General features: G+C 52.2%; 18 protein-coding genes. 13 read left to right on the top strand and 5 right to left on the bottom strand.

Annotated elements, in window-relative coordinates:
* The 4 genes from AAF564_18405 to AAF564_18420 all read left to right on the top strand — a co-directional run.
* Window positions 1-2,830: putative Ig domain-containing protein (locus tag AAF564_18405; GenBank protein MEM8487528.1), on the top strand; the 2,830-nt coding region annotated here is incomplete at its 5' end.
* 39 nt (window positions 2,831-2,869) lie between these two features.
* Window positions 2,870-3,493: an outer membrane beta-barrel protein gene (locus AAF564_18410; GenBank protein MEM8487529.1), complete on the top strand. Its 624-nt coding sequence runs from the start codon at window positions 2,870-2,872 to the stop codon at window positions 3,491-3,493.
* A gap of 129 nt (window positions 3,494-3,622) precedes the next feature.
* The gene (locus tag AAF564_18415) at window positions 3,623-3,898 is read left to right on the top strand and encodes a hypothetical protein (protein MEM8487530.1); all 276 of its coding nucleotides are present in this window, start codon (window positions 3,623-3,625) and stop codon (window positions 3,896-3,898) included.
* An 88-nt stretch (window positions 3,899-3,986) separates the two neighbouring features.
* Window positions 3,987-4,445 (top strand): META domain-containing protein, encoded by a 459-nt coding sequence (locus AAF564_18420; protein ID MEM8487531.1) that lies wholly within the window; start codon window positions 3,987-3,989, stop codon window positions 4,443-4,445.
* Here the strand turns inward: AAF564_18420 and AAF564_18425 are convergent.
* On the bottom strand, window positions 4,416-4,613 hold the full coding sequence (locus AAF564_18425; protein MEM8487532.1) for a hypothetical protein: 198 nt from the start codon (window positions 4,611-4,613) through the stop codon (window positions 4,416-4,418). The two genes, AAF564_18420 and AAF564_18425, sit on opposite strands and share 30 nt — an antisense overlap.
* Window positions 4,614-4,772: 159 nt before the next feature.
* Here AAF564_18425 and AAF564_18430 point away from each other — a divergent pair, with 159 nt between their 5' ends.
* From AAF564_18430 to AAF564_18445, 4 genes are all read left to right on the top strand, one after another.
* Window positions 4,773-6,191, top strand: a complete 1,419-nt coding sequence (locus AAF564_18430; GenBank protein MEM8487533.1) for a glycosyl hydrolase 53 family protein — start codon at window positions 4,773-4,775, stop codon at window positions 6,189-6,191.
* Window positions 6,192-6,230: 39 nt separating this feature from the next.
* Entirely contained in the window at window positions 6,231-6,824 is a 594-nt protein-coding gene (locus AAF564_18435; GenBank protein ID MEM8487534.1) for a Crp/Fnr family transcriptional regulator, read from the top strand.
* A gap of 107 nt (window positions 6,825-6,931) precedes the next feature.
* Window positions 6,932-7,258, top strand: a complete 327-nt coding sequence (locus AAF564_18440) for a DUF2834 domain-containing protein (GenBank protein MEM8487535.1) — start codon at window positions 6,932-6,934, stop codon at window positions 7,256-7,258.
* Window positions 7,259-7,379: 121 nt separating this feature from the next.
* Complete coding sequence (locus tag AAF564_18445) at window positions 7,380-7,979, top strand: riboflavin synthase (protein ID MEM8487536.1); 600 nt, start codon at window positions 7,380-7,382, stop codon at window positions 7,977-7,979.
* A 10-nt stretch (window positions 7,980-7,989) separates the two neighbouring features.
* Here AAF564_18445 and AAF564_18450 read toward each other — a convergent pair whose 3' ends face one another.
* Genes AAF564_18450 through AAF564_18460 form a run of 3 tightly spaced genes read right to left on the bottom strand, consistent with a single transcriptional unit; the run spans window position 7,990 to window position 11,171 of the window.
* Window positions 7,990-8,352 (bottom strand): hypothetical protein, encoded by a 363-nt coding sequence (locus tag AAF564_18450; GenBank protein MEM8487537.1) that lies wholly within the window; start codon window positions 8,350-8,352, stop codon window positions 7,990-7,992.
* A 14-nt stretch (window positions 8,353-8,366) separates the two neighbouring features.
* Window positions 8,367-10,415, bottom strand: coding sequence for a PQQ-dependent dehydrogenase, methanol/ethanol family (locus AAF564_18455; protein MEM8487538.1), 2,049 nt, complete (start codon window positions 10,413-10,415; stop codon window positions 8,367-8,369).
* 54 nt (window positions 10,416-10,469) lie between these two features.
* Window positions 10,470-11,171, bottom strand: coding sequence for an SDR family NAD(P)-dependent oxidoreductase (locus AAF564_18460; protein MEM8487539.1), 702 nt, complete (start codon window positions 11,169-11,171; stop codon window positions 10,470-10,472).
* A 78-nt stretch (window positions 11,172-11,249) separates the two neighbouring features.
* Here AAF564_18460 and AAF564_18465 point away from each other — a divergent pair, with 78 nt between their 5' ends.
* Window positions 11,250-12,401, top strand: a complete 1,152-nt coding sequence (locus tag AAF564_18465) for a helix-turn-helix domain-containing protein (GenBank protein MEM8487540.1) — start codon at window positions 11,250-11,252, stop codon at window positions 12,399-12,401.
* A gap of 18 nt (window positions 12,402-12,419) precedes the next feature.
* On the opposite strand, the gene AAF564_18470 is transcribed toward AAF564_18465, so the two are convergent.
* Complete coding sequence (locus AAF564_18470) at window positions 12,420-12,977, bottom strand: NYN domain-containing protein (GenBank protein ID MEM8487541.1); 558 nt, start codon at window positions 12,975-12,977, stop codon at window positions 12,420-12,422.
* 420 nt (window positions 12,978-13,397) lie between these two features.
* Between AAF564_18470 and AAF564_18475 the strand changes: the two genes are divergently transcribed.
* The 4 genes from AAF564_18475 to AAF564_18490 all read left to right on the top strand — a co-directional run.
* Window positions 13,398-15,299 carry a pyrroloquinoline quinone-dependent dehydrogenase gene (locus AAF564_18475; GenBank protein MEM8487542.1) on the top strand — a complete coding sequence of 634 codons (1,902 nt, stop codon included), beginning with the start codon at window positions 13,398-13,400 and terminating at the stop codon, window positions 15,297-15,299.
* Window positions 15,300-15,479: 180 nt separating this feature from the next.
* On the top strand, window positions 15,480-16,880 hold the full coding sequence (miaB, locus tag AAF564_18480) for a tRNA (N6-isopentenyl adenosine(37)-C2)-methylthiotransferase MiaB (GenBank protein ID MEM8487543.1): 1,401 nt from the start codon (window positions 15,480-15,482) through the stop codon (window positions 16,878-16,880).
* On the top strand, window positions 16,873-18,168 hold the full coding sequence (locus AAF564_18485; protein MEM8487544.1) for a sigma-54 dependent transcriptional regulator: 1,296 nt from the start codon (window positions 16,873-16,875) through the stop codon (window positions 18,166-18,168). Before miaB ends, AAF564_18485 begins: the two co-directional genes overlap by 8 nt.
* A 20-nt stretch (window positions 18,169-18,188) precedes the next feature.
* Window positions 18,189-18,582: LptE family protein (locus tag AAF564_18490; protein MEM8487545.1), on the top strand; the 394-nt coding region annotated here is incomplete at its 3' end.

Here is an 18,582-nt window from a genome sequence, read left to right on the forward strand (position 1 = left end):
CGATTCGCAAACCTTCACCATTACTGTTGGTGATGCTGGTGGTCCCGAGATTGTAGATCCAGGCCCGCAATCTATTGACGAGTTGCTTGAATTAACGGTGCCGATTGAGGCTACGAGCCCTTCGGGTAGTGCGCTGACTTATGCACTGGATCAGGCCTCACTGGATGCCGGCATGGTGATCGATCCTGCAACTGGTGTGATCACCTGGACGCCGAGCGAAGAGCAAGGTCCCGGCAGCTACGACGTAACCGTAACTGTAACCGATGAAGAAGATCGCTCTGCAACACAGACATTCACCATCACAGTGAATGAAGTGAACCTGCCGCCAGTGCTCGATCCGATTGCTGATCAGAATGCAGCTGTGGATACTGAAATCACAGTAGATGCGAATGCAACGGACCCGGACATTCCAGCTAACAATCTAACGTACAGCCTGGACCAGGCCTCGCTGGATGCCGGCATGACCATCGATCCTGCAACCGGCGTGATCACCTGGACGCCCACCGCTGACCAGGAGATGATGGACTTTGAAGTGACAGTCACTGTCACCGATGACGGAGAACCTGTTGCATCGGATACGGAGACCTTCACGATTTCTGTAGGCGATGCTGGTGGTCCCCTGGTTGTCAACCCTGACCCGCAGGAGATCGACGAGTTGGTTGAATTGACAGTGCAGATTGAAGCAACAAGCCCTTCGGGTAGCGCGCTGACTTATGCACTTGACCAGGCTTCGCTGGATGCCGGCATGGTCATCGATCCTGCAACCGGTGTGATCACCTGGACGCCTGCCGAAGTGCAGGGCCCGGGCAGCTACGATGTGACCGTAACCGTAACCGACGAAGAAAACCGTACCGGAATGCAGACTTTTACCATCACGGTAAATGAAGTGAATCTGCCGCCCGTGCTCGACCCGATTGCCGACCTGACAGTTGCTGGTGGCGATATGGTTGACATTACCGCTGTTGCAACGGATCCGGATATCCCCGAAAATGCGCTGACGTACAGCCTTGACCAGGCTTCGCTGGATGCTGGCATGACCATCGATCCCTTGACGGGCGCCATTTCCTGGACGCCAGATGCAAGCCAGCCGGTGGGTGCGTACCCGGTCACTGTCACAGTCACCGATGACGGAGATCCTGCTGCGTCTGACACAGAATCATTCACGATTACGCTCGACCGGACCATTCCACCTGTGTCATTGCCTGAAACCGCACCGTTTTGTAGTGCAGCGGCAGACTTTGATCTTACCTGGGCTGTGGATGGACCCGGCGCCTTTGACGGATTTGTCCTCGAAATAGCCACGGATACGGATTTCAACAATGTTGTAACAGCGATTCCAACAGCCACTACGACAGCAAAAGCGCCGTTGATTGATCTGGATTTTGGGGTCACGTATTATTGGCGAGTCATCACCACATTGAATGGTGTAGAAAGTGTGCCTTCAATTGCCTCACCTTTCTCACGCTGGCCGGCACAGATTGAAGTGGCGCATACCCTTGCCTATCCGCAGGCCACCGAGTCCAAACACTTCCGTATGATCAGCGTGCCCGGGCAGTCGGGTAACATTCCAGTTGCAAGTACCTTCTCCGGTACACAGGCACCTGATGGCCCGCTGCGCCCCGGTGGGGATTGGGACTGGAGTATCTGGCAGGATAACTCGAATAACACAGATTACCCTGCCTATCTCGACCAGATGCTTGGCGACAATCCGTTTGCACCGGGTGTTGGCTACTGGGCCATTAGCACCTCGGCGTGGGTCGTGCCGGCAACAACGCTTGATAGTGCGCCGCTAACCAACGATCGCCTCTTCCCAATTCCGCTGAACGAGGGGAATGGTGATAGCGATCTGCGATGGACCATGATTGGCAACCCGTTTGATTTCCCGGTACTTTGGCAGGATCTGATCGATGAGAACAACCTGGACCAAAGCGCCGCGATCTGGGACTGGACCGGAGAGCAGTATGAATCGGTAACGATTCTGCAGCCATACAAAGGGTACTACTACTTCAACAGTCCTAACGACCCGTCCCTGTTGATGCCTTGTATTCTTACGCCGGTAGATGCAGCGGCTGAACGCAAAGACGATACAGATACAGCTGCTTTGTCGATTGCCCTGTCTACGGATCGTGCCGGCACTGCGTCTGTCTCAAAGGTCTGGGTGAGTGCTGATGAAGAAGCTTCAGCAGAATATGACCGGTTTGACCAGACGATTCCGCCTGCGCATTTTGAGTCGCACCGCGTCACGCTGGTCAACCGCGAGATGGACATGGATTACCCTTACTTCGTCGAAGAATCTCGCGCTTCGTTTGAAGACCAGATTTTCAAGCTCGAAGTGAAAGCAGAACCTGGCGCGCCTGTTTATCTGCAGATGCGTGGCCTTGATGCGCTTGCAGATCGCGAAGTCTATTTGTTTGACGACGCAGCCGGCCGCCTGTATGACTTGCACGAAGATCCTGTAGTGATGCTCGAGCCAGATGCCGAAATCAGCGAAGTACGCCTGGTGGTTGGCGATGCCGACTTCATTGCCTCCGAAGAAGCAGAGCTGGTACCCGATGAATTCAAACTGATGCAGAGCTATCCGAATCCGTTTGCCCAGCAAACCACAATCGGCTACACGCTGCCTGACCCTGAATTTGTGACGGTTGAAGTGTACAACATGCTTGGCCAGCGGGTACGCACGCTGGTGCACGATGAGCAGGCCGCCGGATTCCACCAGGTTGTGTGGGATGGTACGGCGGATTCAGGCGACACAGTTGCAAGCGGCATGTATATCTACGTATTCAAGTCGCAAACCCACAATGCAACCCAGCGCCTGGTGCGTGTACGGTAAGTCCCACCCCCGGAAGAGTTAAAACTGATGACAAATACAATGAAAACAGCGCTTTTTGTTTCTCTGATGGGCCTGCTCCTCGCGGGGCCGGCTACAGCCCAGACAAAACACGCATGGGACTTTACCCCGCACCTCGGTGTGATGGCGCCGCTTGCAAACGTAGTTGATGCAGGGGCGATTGCCACGGGCACGCCGGCTGCCGAACACAATGTAGACCTGATGCTCGGCGGGCTGCTCACCTATTGGTGGGCACCTGAATGGGCGGTTGAACTGGGTGTGATGTACGCTCCCAACGGCATCGACAGCGAAGCATTCAGCGTACCCGGTACCGTGGATGCCACGTTCTTCACCATGAGTGGCCGGCTCGTGTACGATTTTGGACAGAACCCTGAAAAGCCGGCGGTATTACTAACCGGTGGCCTCGGGTTTTTTGTCACTGATTACGACGAACCCCTGTCCATGATCACTGGCGGTATGGGCCTCGTTGGCCTGGGCCTGCGTATTCCGCTCAGCACGCGCCTTGCGCTGCGCATCGACGTTACCGACTACCTCACCACTACAAATTGGGAGTTAGACGGTGGCGGTGAAACGGACAAGCTGCTCCAAAATGACCTGACAATTAAAGGCGGGTTGACCTTTTCTTTCGGGAAAACGGTGAACTAGACACCGATTTCTCCCGGTTTCCAGGATCCACATTTTGTTGCCCAACCCGAGCAACAAAGTGTGGATCTTTCTTATTTTATGCCGACGCTTTTATGCAAACACCTTTGTTCAAAATCTGACCCTTGCATTATGCCTTATCATGCCAAAAACCCTGATCCGACAAAAGGAGGGACTAACATTGACGAAAAAAAATACCATCAGATCCACGATGCCATGATCGGCGCTTTGCTGCAGCAGAAACAGATGTCTCTAAAAGAACTGGTGCTGGCGGTGAAAAGTCAGCTTGATGGGGTTTTTGATGGCTCTTTTGAATGGTACATCACAACTGTAAAGCTTGATATGGAGGCGCGCGGCGAGCTTGTTTGTGACCGCAAAAAGAGTCCACACCTGCACAGCCTGACATAAGTTTTTACCAGGAACCGGAATAAACCTTGTGCGCTAATTGTCTAGGTAGCGTCAATTGATTCTGGGTCCAAACATTAAAACACACATCATGATGCGTTCTATGCTTTTTGCATGTCTACTGGTTGCTTTCTTTGGATGCGATTCTACATTTGATGCCAGCCGGCTCGACAACAACCTGGAAAATACCGAATGGCATTTTGAGCGCGCGGAAGCTGCTGATGGAGAAGTAAGCCATGACAGCAATGCAGACCGTCGCGCCTCTATTACGTTTGGCGAACGCTCGCCCAACTCTACCACTTATGAAGTCAATGGCTATAACGGATGCAATGCATTTTCGGGCCGTTATAGTGTCGATGGTGACGAATTACAGTTTATCCAAATTATTCAGACTGAACGGGCATGTATGGAAGTTGAGGCCCGTATTGAGGAAGTGTTTAATCGGGGTATTCTTGGGGCGCGCAGTTTTTCTATTTCGAACGACGAGCTGGTTATTGATGCGCCGGCCCAATCGGTGAAACTACGCCTCGTCCGTGTTACCGGTGGTTGATTCTCCTTCAGGTTGACCGTTAGGGGTGGGGACCTGTGAGTAGAGATGATAGGCACAATCCGGCCCCACAAGTCCGGTTGCTGCACGCCGTTGAAGCTTTACTTTCTTCGTCATGATGAGCCGGCGGTACAGGTACTTCTTGCGAATGTTTTCTGATTGCTCATTCATGGCGCTATAGCGGACTGAAATAGGGTTATTGATTATAATGTAAATGCAAGCCGGCGCGTTCCGCACCCCGGACTGCAAACTGTTTTTTGGCTGGGGCGTAACGAGATGCTGAACCCGGCCTGCTTTGCCTGAAGGCCTCTACCTGAATGCCTCTGCATTATGATCTATTTGTATCCCCGCTTCTGTAGTAAACTACTTTTCTTACTCGCTGCTCTACTGGTAACCGTATTGTTACCGGAAGCGTCACGGGCCCAGACTGTACCGTTTATCCATGGTGCTGACATATCGTACATCGAAGAACTCGAAGCAAACGGGGCCGTTTTTAAAGAGGCCGGCATAGCAGATGACTTGTTTGCAATTCTGGCGCGTAACGGCATAAATACCATTCGTTTGCGAATCTGGCATACGCCGGCACAGGGATGGTATGACCTGGAGAGTACCATTGCTGCAGCCAAGCGCACCAAAGCGGCCGGCATGGATTTGTTGCTGGATTTTCATTACTCAGATACATGGGCAGACCCGGGCCGGCAAACCAAACCTGCAGCATGGCAGGGTATTCCCTTTGAAATACTCCGTGACAGCCTTTACGCCTATACCTATGATGTAATGGATGCGCTGAAGGCCGAGGATGTCATGCCCCGGTATGTACAGGTAGGCAACGAGACCAGTCAAGGGATGCTATGGGATGAGGGCCGCGTAGGCGGATCATTTAATAGTGCTGCACAGTGGTCGAAACTGCGTACCCTCTTCAGTGATGCAATTCGAGCCATTCGTGATGTGGCGGCAGCAGAAGACGTCGAAATTATTTTGCATACAGACCGGGGAGGCGATGTTGGCGGCGCAACCTGGTTTTTTGACAACATCACGAGTTCGGGGACCGTCGATTTTGACATGATTGGCCTTTCATATTACCCATGGTGGCATGGTTCACTGGAGGCGATGGAGCAGACCGTTAATACCGTTGCTGCGAAATACAAAAAGCCCGTGTTTATTGCCGAGACGGCTTATCCCTGGACGTTGCAATGGTACGACAATACAAACAATCTGGTTGGGTTGCCTGAGCATCTGTTACCTGGATATGAAACACTGCCTGACGCCCAGTACACCTTTTTGAGGGATGTTTTAGAAGTTGTTCGCAACATCCCGGAAGGCCGGGGCGCCGGTATCAGTTACTGGGCACCCGAGTTTATGGCCGTTCCTGGTGTTGGGTCTGTTTGGGAAAATGTGGCGCTTTTTGATAACAATGGCGAGCTATTGCCCGCGATTAATGCGTTTGCTGAACAAATGCCGACCAGCCTTGAAGAAAACAATTCCGACATCGCCGGCGCGTTTGATGTTTTTCCAAATCCGGCGCGTCAGGCATTTGAAATCCGATACCAGCAGGAAAATGCGGGCAATGTACGCATCGTGCTGTATGACACGCTGGGGCGTGAAGTACAACGGATTGTCGACCAGCAGTGGTTGGCGTCCGGGCGGCATCAATTTGAAACTGCTGTAACCGGGCTTGCTGCCGGCACCTATCTCTGTGTTGTATATGGCCCGGAAGGCCGGATGCTTCGCCGTATCATATTGTGGTAACTAGCAGAGGAAGGCCTCTGGATCTTGTCGTGTATGCCCATGCAAGAAGTTGACCTGGGAAAAGCACGTGCGGCACTCCGTGATGAGTTTAGCCGGTACGTATCGTTTACCGACGAGGTATGGGCCGACATACGCAACCGCTGGGCAGTTCGAACCTTTCGAAAAAAGCAAATCTTGCTTGCACAGGGGGAGGTTGAGCACCATTTTTATTTTCTTTTGGAAGGGGTACACAGGCTCTATTTTCTGGATCGAAAGTCGGCAGACCAAACGGTTGCATTTGGCTATCCGCCAAACTTCTCTGGCAACCTGTATTCCCTAACAACGCAGCAGCCATCCCATTATTTCCTTGAAGCGCTCTCAGATGGGGCCATGTTGGCTTTACCTGCTACCGATTTGCGCGCGCTCTATGATACGTATCCCACCATGGATCGCTGGGGCCGGCAATTTTATCAGGATATCCTGGTTAGCCGGGGAAAGCGCGAACGTGAGATGATGACCATGACCGCTGTAGAGCGTTTTCATCGCCTGTTGCGAGAAAGTCCGCATGTTTTTCAGTTGGTGCCGCATAAATACCTGGCATCGTACATCGGGATGCGCCCCGAGACATTTAGCAGGATGTGGAAGAATGTGTAGCCAGGGTATGCTGATGTTGATCCAGATCAAGGTTGTGGCCCGCTCAATTAGGTATTGTTAAAACGCCGGCTACTTTCAGCCGTTGTTTTAACAAAACCTGATTGGGTATGATGATGACCAAACGTTCGCCGCACACCAAGACGATCCTGTTGATTTTCGCGCTGCTCGCCTTTATAGGCCCGAATGGCATGTTTCTTTACGCTGCATTTACCCAGCCGGCGCTTATCCAGGAGGCCAACGCCAACCTGGTCGCCCTCGCATTCATGATCGAAGCGATGATGCTGCTTTCCTTGTTCCTGGGCTACGTATGGGTAGAGACCCGATCAGCCAAACAAGTAGTGTTATACCTGGCCCTTAGTTTCATCGGTAGTCTCGCCTTCTCTTTCCCTTTTTTCCTATACAAACACATGCGCACCAAGGTGAAGGTTGGATGATCCATTCGAGGCGTTACACCAAAGCGTTGGGTGTGCCTTTTCTGGAGACGCAACAAAGTGCTGTTAAATTGATAAACAGGTTCCTAATAGACAAAAACCTCAGCAATTCAAAGCAGTCAATATGTTTACAGGAATCATCGAGGAAGTAGGTCATCTTGTTGATGTCGTTCCTTTTGGAGGCGGGCGCAAGCTTATCATCCGCGCCTCTTTTGCAGACCAGCTCAAGCCTGATGAAAGTGTTGCGGTAAACGGTGCATGTCAGACCGTTGTAGCCGCTGATGCCTCTACTTTTGAAGTTGTTGCCATCGAAGAAACCCTCCGCAAAACCACGTTTGGATCTTTTGCAGCCGGCATGCCCGTAAACCTCGAACGGGCCATGCCAATGAATGGCCGGCTCGATGGCCACTTCGTACTCGGCCACGTAGATGCTACTGGTACCGTTGTGTCGGTCGAGCAGGAAGAGACCAACTGGCTCATGCGCGTTTCATTTGCACCCGAATACGAAGCGTACATTATTCCGGTGGGCTCTGTAACCATTGATGGAATCAGCCTGACCGTAGCACGCCTGGAAGGGAATGAACTCACGGTCGCCATCATACCGCATACCTACACGCACACCAATGTTTCTACGTGGAAGCCAGGCGACGCCGTGAATCTAGAGTTTGATATGATTGGGAAGTATGTGGTACGGTGGCTGGACAAGTCTAAGGTTGCTGGCTGAGGGTTGCGGGTTACTGGTTTTTTGGCTTGAACAGGTGTTGGAAGCTTTGGCGGTTGGTATAGAGGAGATACCCGGTCAGCAGCAAAATGATGGGGGTGATTTGCCAGTTGCGCTCATCTAACAGTGCGTGGTATATGGCTATGTTTACAACCACTGGGGTAAGTATGGCGAGGCTAAGCTGGACATAGCGATTGGTGAGGAGCATGACTGCCGCCACTACTTCAATGCCTTTTACGATGTAAATGTAGCCGCTCGTAACCAGGATCTCCATAAAGGGATGAAATTCGGGTATGGGGATAAAGGTGTAGAACCCGTTGAGTCCGAATACCAGAAAGATGGTGCCCAGTATGTAGCGCGCGATCGTTTCAGCCATTGGCGGCATTTGATTTAAGGTTGTGTTGTGGAGATGATATAAGCCTGGATGTTGGTTACTTCTTCCGGAGCCAGGTTTGCACTGAATGATGGCATACCTTTGTCTGCGCGTGCGCCGTATACGATGGCGGCGAACTGGTTATGGACTTCCTGGGAAGCGCGGCGTAAATCGGGTACACCCGTGTTGGAGACGGCACCCCAACCGTGACAGCGACTGCAGTGTGTGTTATAGAGTCGGGTGCCTGCAGTGATAGCTTCTGCTCTAACGGGTGCGCTCGATGTACGAGGCTCGATGGGTGGGCGGTCTGGGAAATCTGGCATCGGCGTGTCAGCTCCCAGCGCAAACGTAAAGACCCTGCCTACCGGTTCTTTCTTGGCCGCCTCGCCCGCCGGCGGAGCCATCAAACCACCTGCGCCACCCCAGCCTGCAACAATGGTTACGAACTGTTGCCGGTCCATTGAATACGTGATGGGAGAACCAATAATTCCACCACCAAGAAAGTGTGCGGCAAGTTGCTCGCCTGTAGTTGCATCATAGGCTACAAACATGCCTTCACCATTACCTTGGAATATCAGGTTGCCGGCTGTGGTTAACACACCACCGTTCCAGTGGTGCGCCAGGGGAATACGCCATGCTTCAAACTGCCGGATCGGGTCCCAGGCTATCAGGAATCCTTCCGGTTCACTAAGATCTCTGCTCAGAATGCCCGTGTTCCATCTACCCTCCCGGTACACCCAGTTTGGGTTTTGTGCTATCTGAATTTTGTGTGTTCTGATGGGGATATAAACCAGGCCTGTGTTTTTGTTGTAGGCCATTGGTTGCCAGTTGTGGCCGCCGTATGGCGATGGAGCAATGTTGGCCTCTCCTTCTTCAAAAAAACTTGCTGCCGGGGTGATCGGGCGCCCAGTTTCTGCATCCATGCCCGTTGCCCATGTCACTTCCACGTAGGGTTTGGCAGAAATGAATGAGCCGTCGGTTCTGTCTATGACATAGAAGAAACCATTTTTTGGCGCTTGCATGATCACCTGCCGCGTTTCTCCATCAATATCCAGATCGGCAAGGATGAGGGGTTGCGTAGCCGTGAAGTCCCATGAATCACCCGGCGTGGTTTGATAGTGCCACACCAGTTCTCCCGTATCAGCGTTGAGTGCAAGGATGGAGGACAGGTACAGGTTGTCGCCTTCTCCGTCGCTACGGTGCATCCGACTCCATGGGGCGCCATTGCCTGTGCCAATGTAGAGCAGGTTCAGTACAGGGTCGAATGCCATTGCATCCCATGCAGTACCACCACCGCCGTATTCCCACCAGTTACCGGCCCAGGTTGCAGCAGCAGCTTCCATAGCAGCAGATTCAAAAGGCTGGGCAGGATCGCCGGGCACTGTGTAGGTTCGCCACAACAAGTTACCGTAGACCGCGTCATAAGCCGATACATATCCGCGAACCCCATATTCAGCGCCACCGTTTCCGATGATTACCTGTCCGTTTACCACACGTGGAGCGCCTGTTATGGTGTAGGTTTTGGATTGATCGACTGTGATGGTGGACCAAACCGGGTGGCCTGTGGCAGCATCCACAGCAACCAGCCGGCCATCGAGCGTGCCAATAAATACTTTGCCGTCGTACAGCGCTACCCCACGATTTACTACATCGCAGCAAGCTTTTGTGGCATAAGCGCGATCCACCTTGGGATCAAACTCCCAAAGCAACGAGCCGTCCTTTGCATTGATAGCCCAAATAACACTCCAGGGGCCGGAGATGTATAAAATACCGTCAACAACCAAGGGGGTGGCTTCGATGCCGCGTTGTTTGCCGAGGTTGTAACTCCAGGCAAGGCCCAGCTGATCTACATTGTCCGAATTGACAAGATTCAGGCTGCTAAAGCGGTCTTCGGCGTAGTTTCTGCCATAAGAAAGCCAGTCGCTTTGGTTCTGATCTGCATGCGCCAGCCGGCTTGATGTAACAGCTTTGGTAACAGACCGCATGTGGCCTGAAGATCCGTGTTCATACTTGCAGCCGGCAAAAAGCAGGACAGCCAGCAAGCAGAAAGCGAAAGGTTTTAGCATAGGATGCCTGTTATGAAGTGAGTGCGTGGGCAAAGTAGGCCCTCAAAGGCACAACTACCATGAAATAGCTTTACCATGGCGAAAAAAACCGCCCCTGGGCCCGTCATTTGGTAGTGTAATCCCCCAGATGACACTTTTTGCTCCCTTGTCAACAGGTCCGCCGCCCGGCCCTCCCATATCTGTCGCCACCCAACCCGGACAAATAGCATTTACAAGTATGTTGGTTTGCTGCAAGGCATCGGCCATCATGATGGTCAGTGCATTCAGGCCCACCTTGGATAAACTGTAGGCCGGTGTGCCAGCTCGCAGGCTATCCCATGCGCCGGCGCTGCTTGATACATTCACGATGCGACCGCTTGCACTTTTCTTGAGCAGGGGCAACAAGGTTTGGGTGAGTTGCCAAACGCTCAACGTGTTGGTTTCAAACACCCTGCGCACCCTGTCCAGGTCTGCAGTAAGTACGCGTTGGTCTGTGTCGTAGTCGATGGCTGCATTGTTGACGAGGCCATCAAGCCGGCCATGTAGGTTTTGAATTGTCTTCAAGGCATTTTTCGCATCTTTGAGGCTGTTTACCTCTAGCGCCAGCGGTTCGAGCGTACGTCCCGGTGCAGCCAGGCGCTGCACAGCGCTCATTGCTTTTTGCTGCGTACGGGCAGTTTGCATGACGCGGTATCCGAGGTCTGCCAGTTGCCTGCAAACTTCAAATCCGATCCCCCGGTTGCCGCCCGTCACAAGGACTATTTTTTTTGTTGCCATCAACGATATCTATACCTTTGGTTGCGCTTTGTTGGTACCTTCTAACATACTCCGAACGTCAGGCATTGTGAAGCGCCAATGGTCCCCATTCGCATAGATTTTTTTACGATACTCATCTTCTTGGGGGCAATCCAGGGGCTCTTTCTGAGTGCTTTTTTCTTGTTCTCCCGCAAAGAAGGAGGGATAGCAAATCACTTACTGGGCTTGCTGCTGTTTTCCACGGCTGCGTTCTGTGTAGACATTTTTCTGGGTTACAGCGGTTATATGACGCGGGTCCTGCATCTGGTGGATTTTACCGAGCCGCTGAATTTTGTGCTGGGGCCGCTTATTTATTTATACGCCGTGGTAACTTTGCGCGATCAGCGTAAACTCACACGCCAGCAATACCTGCATTTTCTGCCGTTCCTTTTTTATCTGGTGTATGCCTTCCTGTTTTTCCTGCAAACGGCCGACTACAAGTACAACGCCTACATCGACGCCTACTATCCGGACATGCCGCGCATCGATGCGCCGGCGCGCTGGCACCAGGATCCGCTGGGATTGAAAAAACACGTCAGCTTGCTGCAACTGGTGCACACATCGCTCTATTTTGTTATGGCGGTACGGATAGGTCTGGCGTGGATAAAGAACAATGGCCCCGATGCCTTCAGGAAAAATGAACCGGCGCTGTGGGTCCGTAATCTTTTGATCTGGTTTGGAACTGGCACAGCGGCTACGTTCCTCATCAAGCTCGTCTTTGAACGCGATTTAGGTGAGTTTCTCATCGCGAGCGTGCTCATGGTGATGATTTATGCATTTAGCTTTTACGTTATCCGGCGGTCCCTGTTTTTTAAAAAAGCGAGGGGCGTAAAACCAGAAAAGTACAGCAAGTCAGCATTGCCGGCAGATCGCGTTGAGCGGGCGCTTGTTCGCGTGAAATCTGTGATGGAAGAAGACCGCCTTTATTTGTCCCCCGCGTGTTCTTTGCCTATGCTGGCTGAACAAGCCGGCATGTCGACGCATCAGGTGTCTCAGCTCCTGAATGCCCATCTCGGACAGAATTTTTACGAGTTTGTGGCGGCTTATCGCATCGAAGCAGCACAGGGCATCTTGCGAGACGCAACACAGTTGCACAAGTCTATCGAGCAAATCGCTGAAGAAGTGGGATACTACTCAAAGTCGTCATTCAATACAGCATTCAAGAAAATCACAGGGCAGACGCCTTCGCAGTTCAGGAAAAGTAGTTTTTAAGGTAGATGATGCTTTGATTTACCACGCCATTGGTTTAACAATTTTTTTGTTATTGACCTGGATGGTATTTGGTAATTGACATCTCTTTAAAGCCCTTGCTCGTAGCGTTCTTTTTGCGCTTGCATGCTTAACAAGCGCTTTGGCCGGCGGTTTGTTATTTCTATAGAATGGATTGACGACAGCAACGGGCAATTCATATATCGTAGCGACGACCTTTACCGCACGACCTAAATCGGAGTCATTGGATACAATAACTGCTTGTTCATAAAGTCCAGCGCATCCGTCAGCAATCAGGTCAACTGCCAGGTTTACATCCGACCCTTTCTCTTCGCTTTTTATAACAGTAACAATCTCAGGTTTATTGGGCGTACTAGAAGTTAGTACACGTTTTACGGGATGGGATTGGAAATACCCATAAACAATCTCAAGTCTTGGAAGGGGGCGGAGGGCTCGAAGATAGATTTGCTGTCGTTTCGATTTTTCGGGATCGGTTGCATCTCGTTTCAACCGCGCTGTGTAGTACTTGATACGGCTGATATCATCATGGGGAAAGAGTACGGAGCTTAGCGCATCCAAATCGAGCCATTTGTGGGGAGAATAGCGAAGGGCACCATAATAGAGATTGAAGCGTCGATGTATACGTTTGTTTTCATGGCAAGTACACCAAAAAACAAAGGCCAGGACGAAGCCTGGCCTGAATCAACGGCAATCTATGGCCCCTGATGGATATGCTAGTATAACAAATTTTTAGTGCGAGTACAACGTTCCTTTGGAGCATGTATCGGGTCTTAACTTTTCTCGATAAAATTTTATAGACGCATTTGATTGCTACAATGTACCGCGATTTTTATAACCTCCATTCTGACTATAATTTTGCAGTTTTTTGTTCGATCCGATCAACTCGAACGTGTTGCCGATCCATTCGGACATCCAAATGATGCCGCACACCGTATCCTGCCAGCATCGAATTTGTTTGAACAAAATCACATTGTAAAGATGACCATTTTAATTCGTCCCTTGCTCACCAGTCTGCTTGTGTTGGGTTGTTTGTTGCCGGCTGGTGCCTTACAGGCACAATCTGCCTGGCAAGCCTACGGTGGTGACCCTGGTGGGACGCGGTATATGCCGTTTGACCACATCGCAAAAGCCAATGTGGCGTCTCTTGCGCAAGCGTGGACCTATCGCACCGGAGAGCTAGGGCAGGATGCGTATGCGGGCGAAAAGCTCACCTTTGAAGCAACCCCCATCTTTTTCGAAAACACCCTCTACCTGTCTACAGCTTACGGCAAAATTATCGCATTGGATGCCAAAAGTGGCGCTGAAAAATGGACCTATAACCCTGAGGTTGATCGCGAACGCTCCTATTCTGAAGTGACCTCACGCGGCGTTTCTCTTTGGGTTGATGCAGCTGATGCCGGTGCACCGTGTAGTGCACGCATCATCGAAGGGACAATCGATGCCCGCCTCATTGCTGTTGATGCGCGGACAGGCACGCTCTGTACATCGTTTGGCGCCGGCGGGCAGATCAATCTGAATCCGGGTTTCAACCGGTATCCAGGTAGCCGATCGAGTGATTACCAGGTGACTTCGCCGCCCGCCATTATCGGCAATCTCGTTGTTGTGGGCTCATCGATTGGTGACAACTGGCATGTAGACACGGGCCGTGGGTCCGTCCGCGCCTTCGATGTGCGCACTGGCGAATCGAAATGGGTGTGGGACCCTATTCCTTACGAGCACGATCGTGTTGGCGCGGCCAATGTTTGGTCGGCGATGGCTGTGGATGTCGAACGGAATCTGGTATTTGTGCCGACCACGAGTCCGAGTCCAGATTTTTACGGGGGCAACCGGTTGGGCGACAACCAACACGCAAATTCCATAGTAGCCCTGGATGCAGCCACCGGGGAGGTGGCATGGAGTTTTCAAACCATTCATCATGACCTCTGGGATTACGATCTGGCGGCACAGCCGGCGCTGGTTGAGGTCTTGCACGACGGAGAAGTTGTGCCGGCTGTGGCGCAGGCAACCAAAATGGGTTCGCTCTTCCTTTTGCATCGAGAAACCGGTGAACCGCTGTTTGCTGTAGAGGAACGTCCGGTTTTACAGACCAATGTGCCCGGCGAGGTCTCTTCTCCTACGCAGCCTTTTCCGGTGTTACCCACGAACCTGATGCCGCACAACGGCCTCACCCCGGATGATGCATATGGCCCAACGCCAGAATCGTTGGCCGAGTGCCGTTCGCTCTTCGAAAAACACCTGGCAACGGGCATTTTTACGCCGCCAAGTTTTGAAGGGACACTCATGTATCCCGGCAATGGCTCCGGTACCAACTGGGGAAGCACAGCATTTGACCCGGAGCGTAACCGGCTTGTCCTGAATACTTCGCAGTTGATCACACTGGTGCAGCTGCTGGAGCGTGACTCTCTGGCTGTAGAGCGAAAACGCGCTGCAGAAGCCGGCATTGATTACGAGTTCAGTATGCAGCGTGGCGCACCCTATGCGATGAAACGCCGCACCCTCATTTCATCCGCCGGATACCCCTGCAACCCGCCACCCTGGGGAGAGTTGATTGCAGTCGACCTGAATACTGGAGCGGTTGGCTGGCGGCAGAATTTTGGGACATGGGGTGAGGAAGACAGTGGCTACAACAGTGGCGGCCCCATCGTTACAGGGGGCGGACTTGTCTTCATCGGCGCATCCACCGACAATAAAATACACGCTTTTGATCTCGACTCTGGTGCACTCCTGTGGGCGCATGCGTTACCCCGCGCCGGCATCGCTACACCCATGACGTACATGGTTGATGGGCAACAATTTGTGGTCATCGCAGCTGGCGGACACGGCAAAGCTGGTTTACAACTCGGCGATTTTGTTGTTGCCTTTGCGCTGCCTGAGGATTAAGCGAAATCAGGGTGCACTACGCCCGATTTGAGATTTGTCTGCAATTATGACATGAAAAACCGTGTGGTTACGGTAAATGTCTGCCAGATCGTGAACATTGAAGGGTACAGCGAGTAAACGGTAGTTCGCAAAATACGCCCCCTCAGCACCATCAAAACGCAGGCAGTGCCCTAATTCCGCATGGAGCCCATCGCTGATTTAGATATACTTGAAGACATTGATGCACCCAAGCAGGTAGCATCCGAAACGCAGGGTACCCGCAGTGTTTATCTGGAAACCTACGGGTGCCAGATGAATGTGTCGGATTCCGAGATCGTTGCCTCTGTCCTCCGTGCTGACGGTTTTGGACTGACGCATAATCCGGATACTGCAGATATTGTACTCATCAACACCTGCGCCATCCGTGAAAATGCGGAGCAAAAAGTACGGCATCGCCTGGCTACTTTTCGTGCCCAGAAAAAGAAGGGCCGTACCAAGTTGAAGCTTGGTGTGCTTGGATGTATGGCCGAACGGCTGCGTCATAAGCTGCTGGATGAGGAGAAGCTCGTTGACCTCGTGGTAGGACCCGATGCCTACCGGGATTTGCCCAACCTTTTGAATGAGGCAGACGAGACCGGACAGGCAGCGGTCAACGTCCATCTTTCAAAAGAAGAAACGTACGCTGACATTGCTCCGGTGCGTTACGATACCAATGGCGTCTCGGCATTTGTGTCGATTATGCGGGGTTGCGATAACATGTGCTCTTTTTGCGTGGTGCCGTTCACGCGAGGACGCGAGCGCAGCCGGCCCATTGATAGCATTCTGGATGAATGCAAAACCCTTGTAGATCAGGGCTACAAAGAAGTGACCGTGCTCGGCCAGAACGTTAATTCTTATCGCTACGAACGCGAGGGGAAACAGGTAACCTTTGCTGAATTGCTGTATCAGATCAGCCTCATTTCGCCAGAATTGCGGATCCGATACTCAACCAGCCATCCGAAAGACTGCTCGGATGAATTGCTTCACGTGCACCGTGAACGCGAAAACGTGTGTAACTACATCCACCTGCCGGTACAACATGGCAACACGGATGTGCTTGAGCGCATGCGTCGGACATACACGCGAGAAGAATATTTGGATTTGATTGGCCGTGCCCGCAAAATTGTACCCGGTATTGCGTTTTCTACAGATATTATCGCCGGCTTCTGTGGCGAAACGGAAGCCCAGCACCAGGATACGCTTTCGTTGATGCGCGAAGTACGCTACGACCACGCATTCATGTTTATCTATTCCGAGCGGCCGACAACTTATGCCGCCCGCAAGTATGAAGATGACATCCCACTGGAAGTAAAAAAACGCCGGCTCAGCGAAATTATCTCGCTTCAGACCAGCATCGCGCTTGAACTGAACAAAGCGGAAATTGGCCGCGAACACACCGTGCTGGTAGAAGGCTTGAGTAAGCGAAGCGACGCACAGCTTTGCGGCCGAACCGACACCAACAAAATGGCCATCTTCGACAAAAATGGCTTTGAAAAGGGACAATACGTAAAGGTCCGCGTCACCGACTGTACATCTGCAACCCTGCTCGCTGCACATGGATAGAGATTCTGTTCAGGAAAGATTTGGCATAATTGGAAATTCTGCTGCACTCCACCACGTCATCGACCAGATGCGCCTGGTAGCGCGTACCGATGTAAATGTGTTGGTGCAGGGAGAAAGTGGGGTAGGCAAGGAGGTAATCGCAAAAGCGATCCACGCGATGAGTGCCCGCCGGCACAAGCCGTTGATCATTGTAAACTGTGGTGCTATCCCCGAAGGCCTGATCGAATCTGAACTGTTTGGTGCAGAAAAAGGCGCATACACCGGTGCCGTAGAACGGCGTAGTGGGCATTTCGAAGAAGCAGATGGTGGGAGCATTTTTCTCGATGAGCTCGGTGAAATGCCATTGGCTGCCCAGGTTCGCCTGCTGCGCGTGCTCGAAACCGGTGAGTACAGCCGGGTTGGCTCTTCTGTTGTCAAGCAAACAGATACCCGCGTCATTGCAGCAACGAACAAAGACCTTGCACGCGAAGTACAGGCCAATCGATTTCGGGAAGACCTCTACTACCGCATTTCTACTGTAGAAATCAAAATTCCCCCCTTGCGGGAGCGCGTAGAAGATATCCTACCATTGGTAGACACCTTTCTGCATGAGTTTACCCAAAAGTACAACTCGCCAGCTAAAAAGCTGACCCAGGAAGCGCGCCAGATGCTTACCCGGTATCGGTGGCCCGGCAATGTGCGTGAACTCCGCAACCTTACCCAGCAGATTGTGGTGCTGGTCCCTAAAACAGAGGTAGATGTCGATGACATCACTTCGTTTATGCGGGGGGTCACGGCAGCCGGCGCGTCCAATGAATTGATTCTATCATCGTCGTCGGGCCGGACAGGCTGGCAAGATGGAGAGGACGGCGTGGCCGGCGCCAAAGAACGCGAACTGATCTACCGCGCCCTCCTCGAAATGCGGCTGGAGCTGCGCGAAATGAAAGAGCTCTTGCGGGGCAATACCGCGCGGCCGCATCGACCTGATACAGCGCAACCGCTGCATACTCCAGAGTTTGACGATGGGGCGCCGCCGTATTTTATCGAGCGGATAGAAAGCGAAAAACCATTGTTGCCGCCCGTGCAGGAAGCCAGCTACGAAATCGAGAGTCTGGATGGCATGGAGGTGACTGCCACAGAAGAGGAGGTGAATAAGCCGGTATTTCCTACGCTTGAAAGCGCGGAGCGTCAGCTTATTTCTGATGCGTTGAAATATTACAATGGCAATCGCCGGCAGACAGCGCGGTCTTTGGGTATTAGCGAACGTACGCTGTATCGCAAGTTGAAAGAAATTGAGGAAGAACTCTAAAGCAACCGCAAAGAAGTAGGATGATGCGCTGCATAAAACAACGGCTTTCTCCAGGATACCTTGCCAGCATGCTGTTTGTCGCAAGCCTTGCCGGCAGCGGCTGCGGATACTATAGCTTTACCGGTGCGTCCATCCCGGATAACCTGAACACCATCGCCATTCCCCTCGTTATTGACAACAGCCTCAATACCATTCCTGAGCTGAGCGATCAGTTGACCGAAGCGCTGGTTAATCTATTTGTCAACCAGACCCGCCTCTCCCTTGTGGAAAATGAGGATGAAGCAGATGCCTTGCTCTCCGTCGAAATTCAGCGGTATAACAATGCGCCATCCTCAATTAGTGGAGAGGAAGTTGCAGCTACCAACAGCGTCACCATCACGGTGAAGGTGGTTTATGAAGATCTGGAGGGAGAAA

Source organism: Bacteroidota bacterium, from assembly GCA_039111535.1.
Taxonomy (GTDB): domain Bacteria; phylum Bacteroidota; class Rhodothermia; order Rhodothermales; family JAHQVL01; genus JBCCIM01.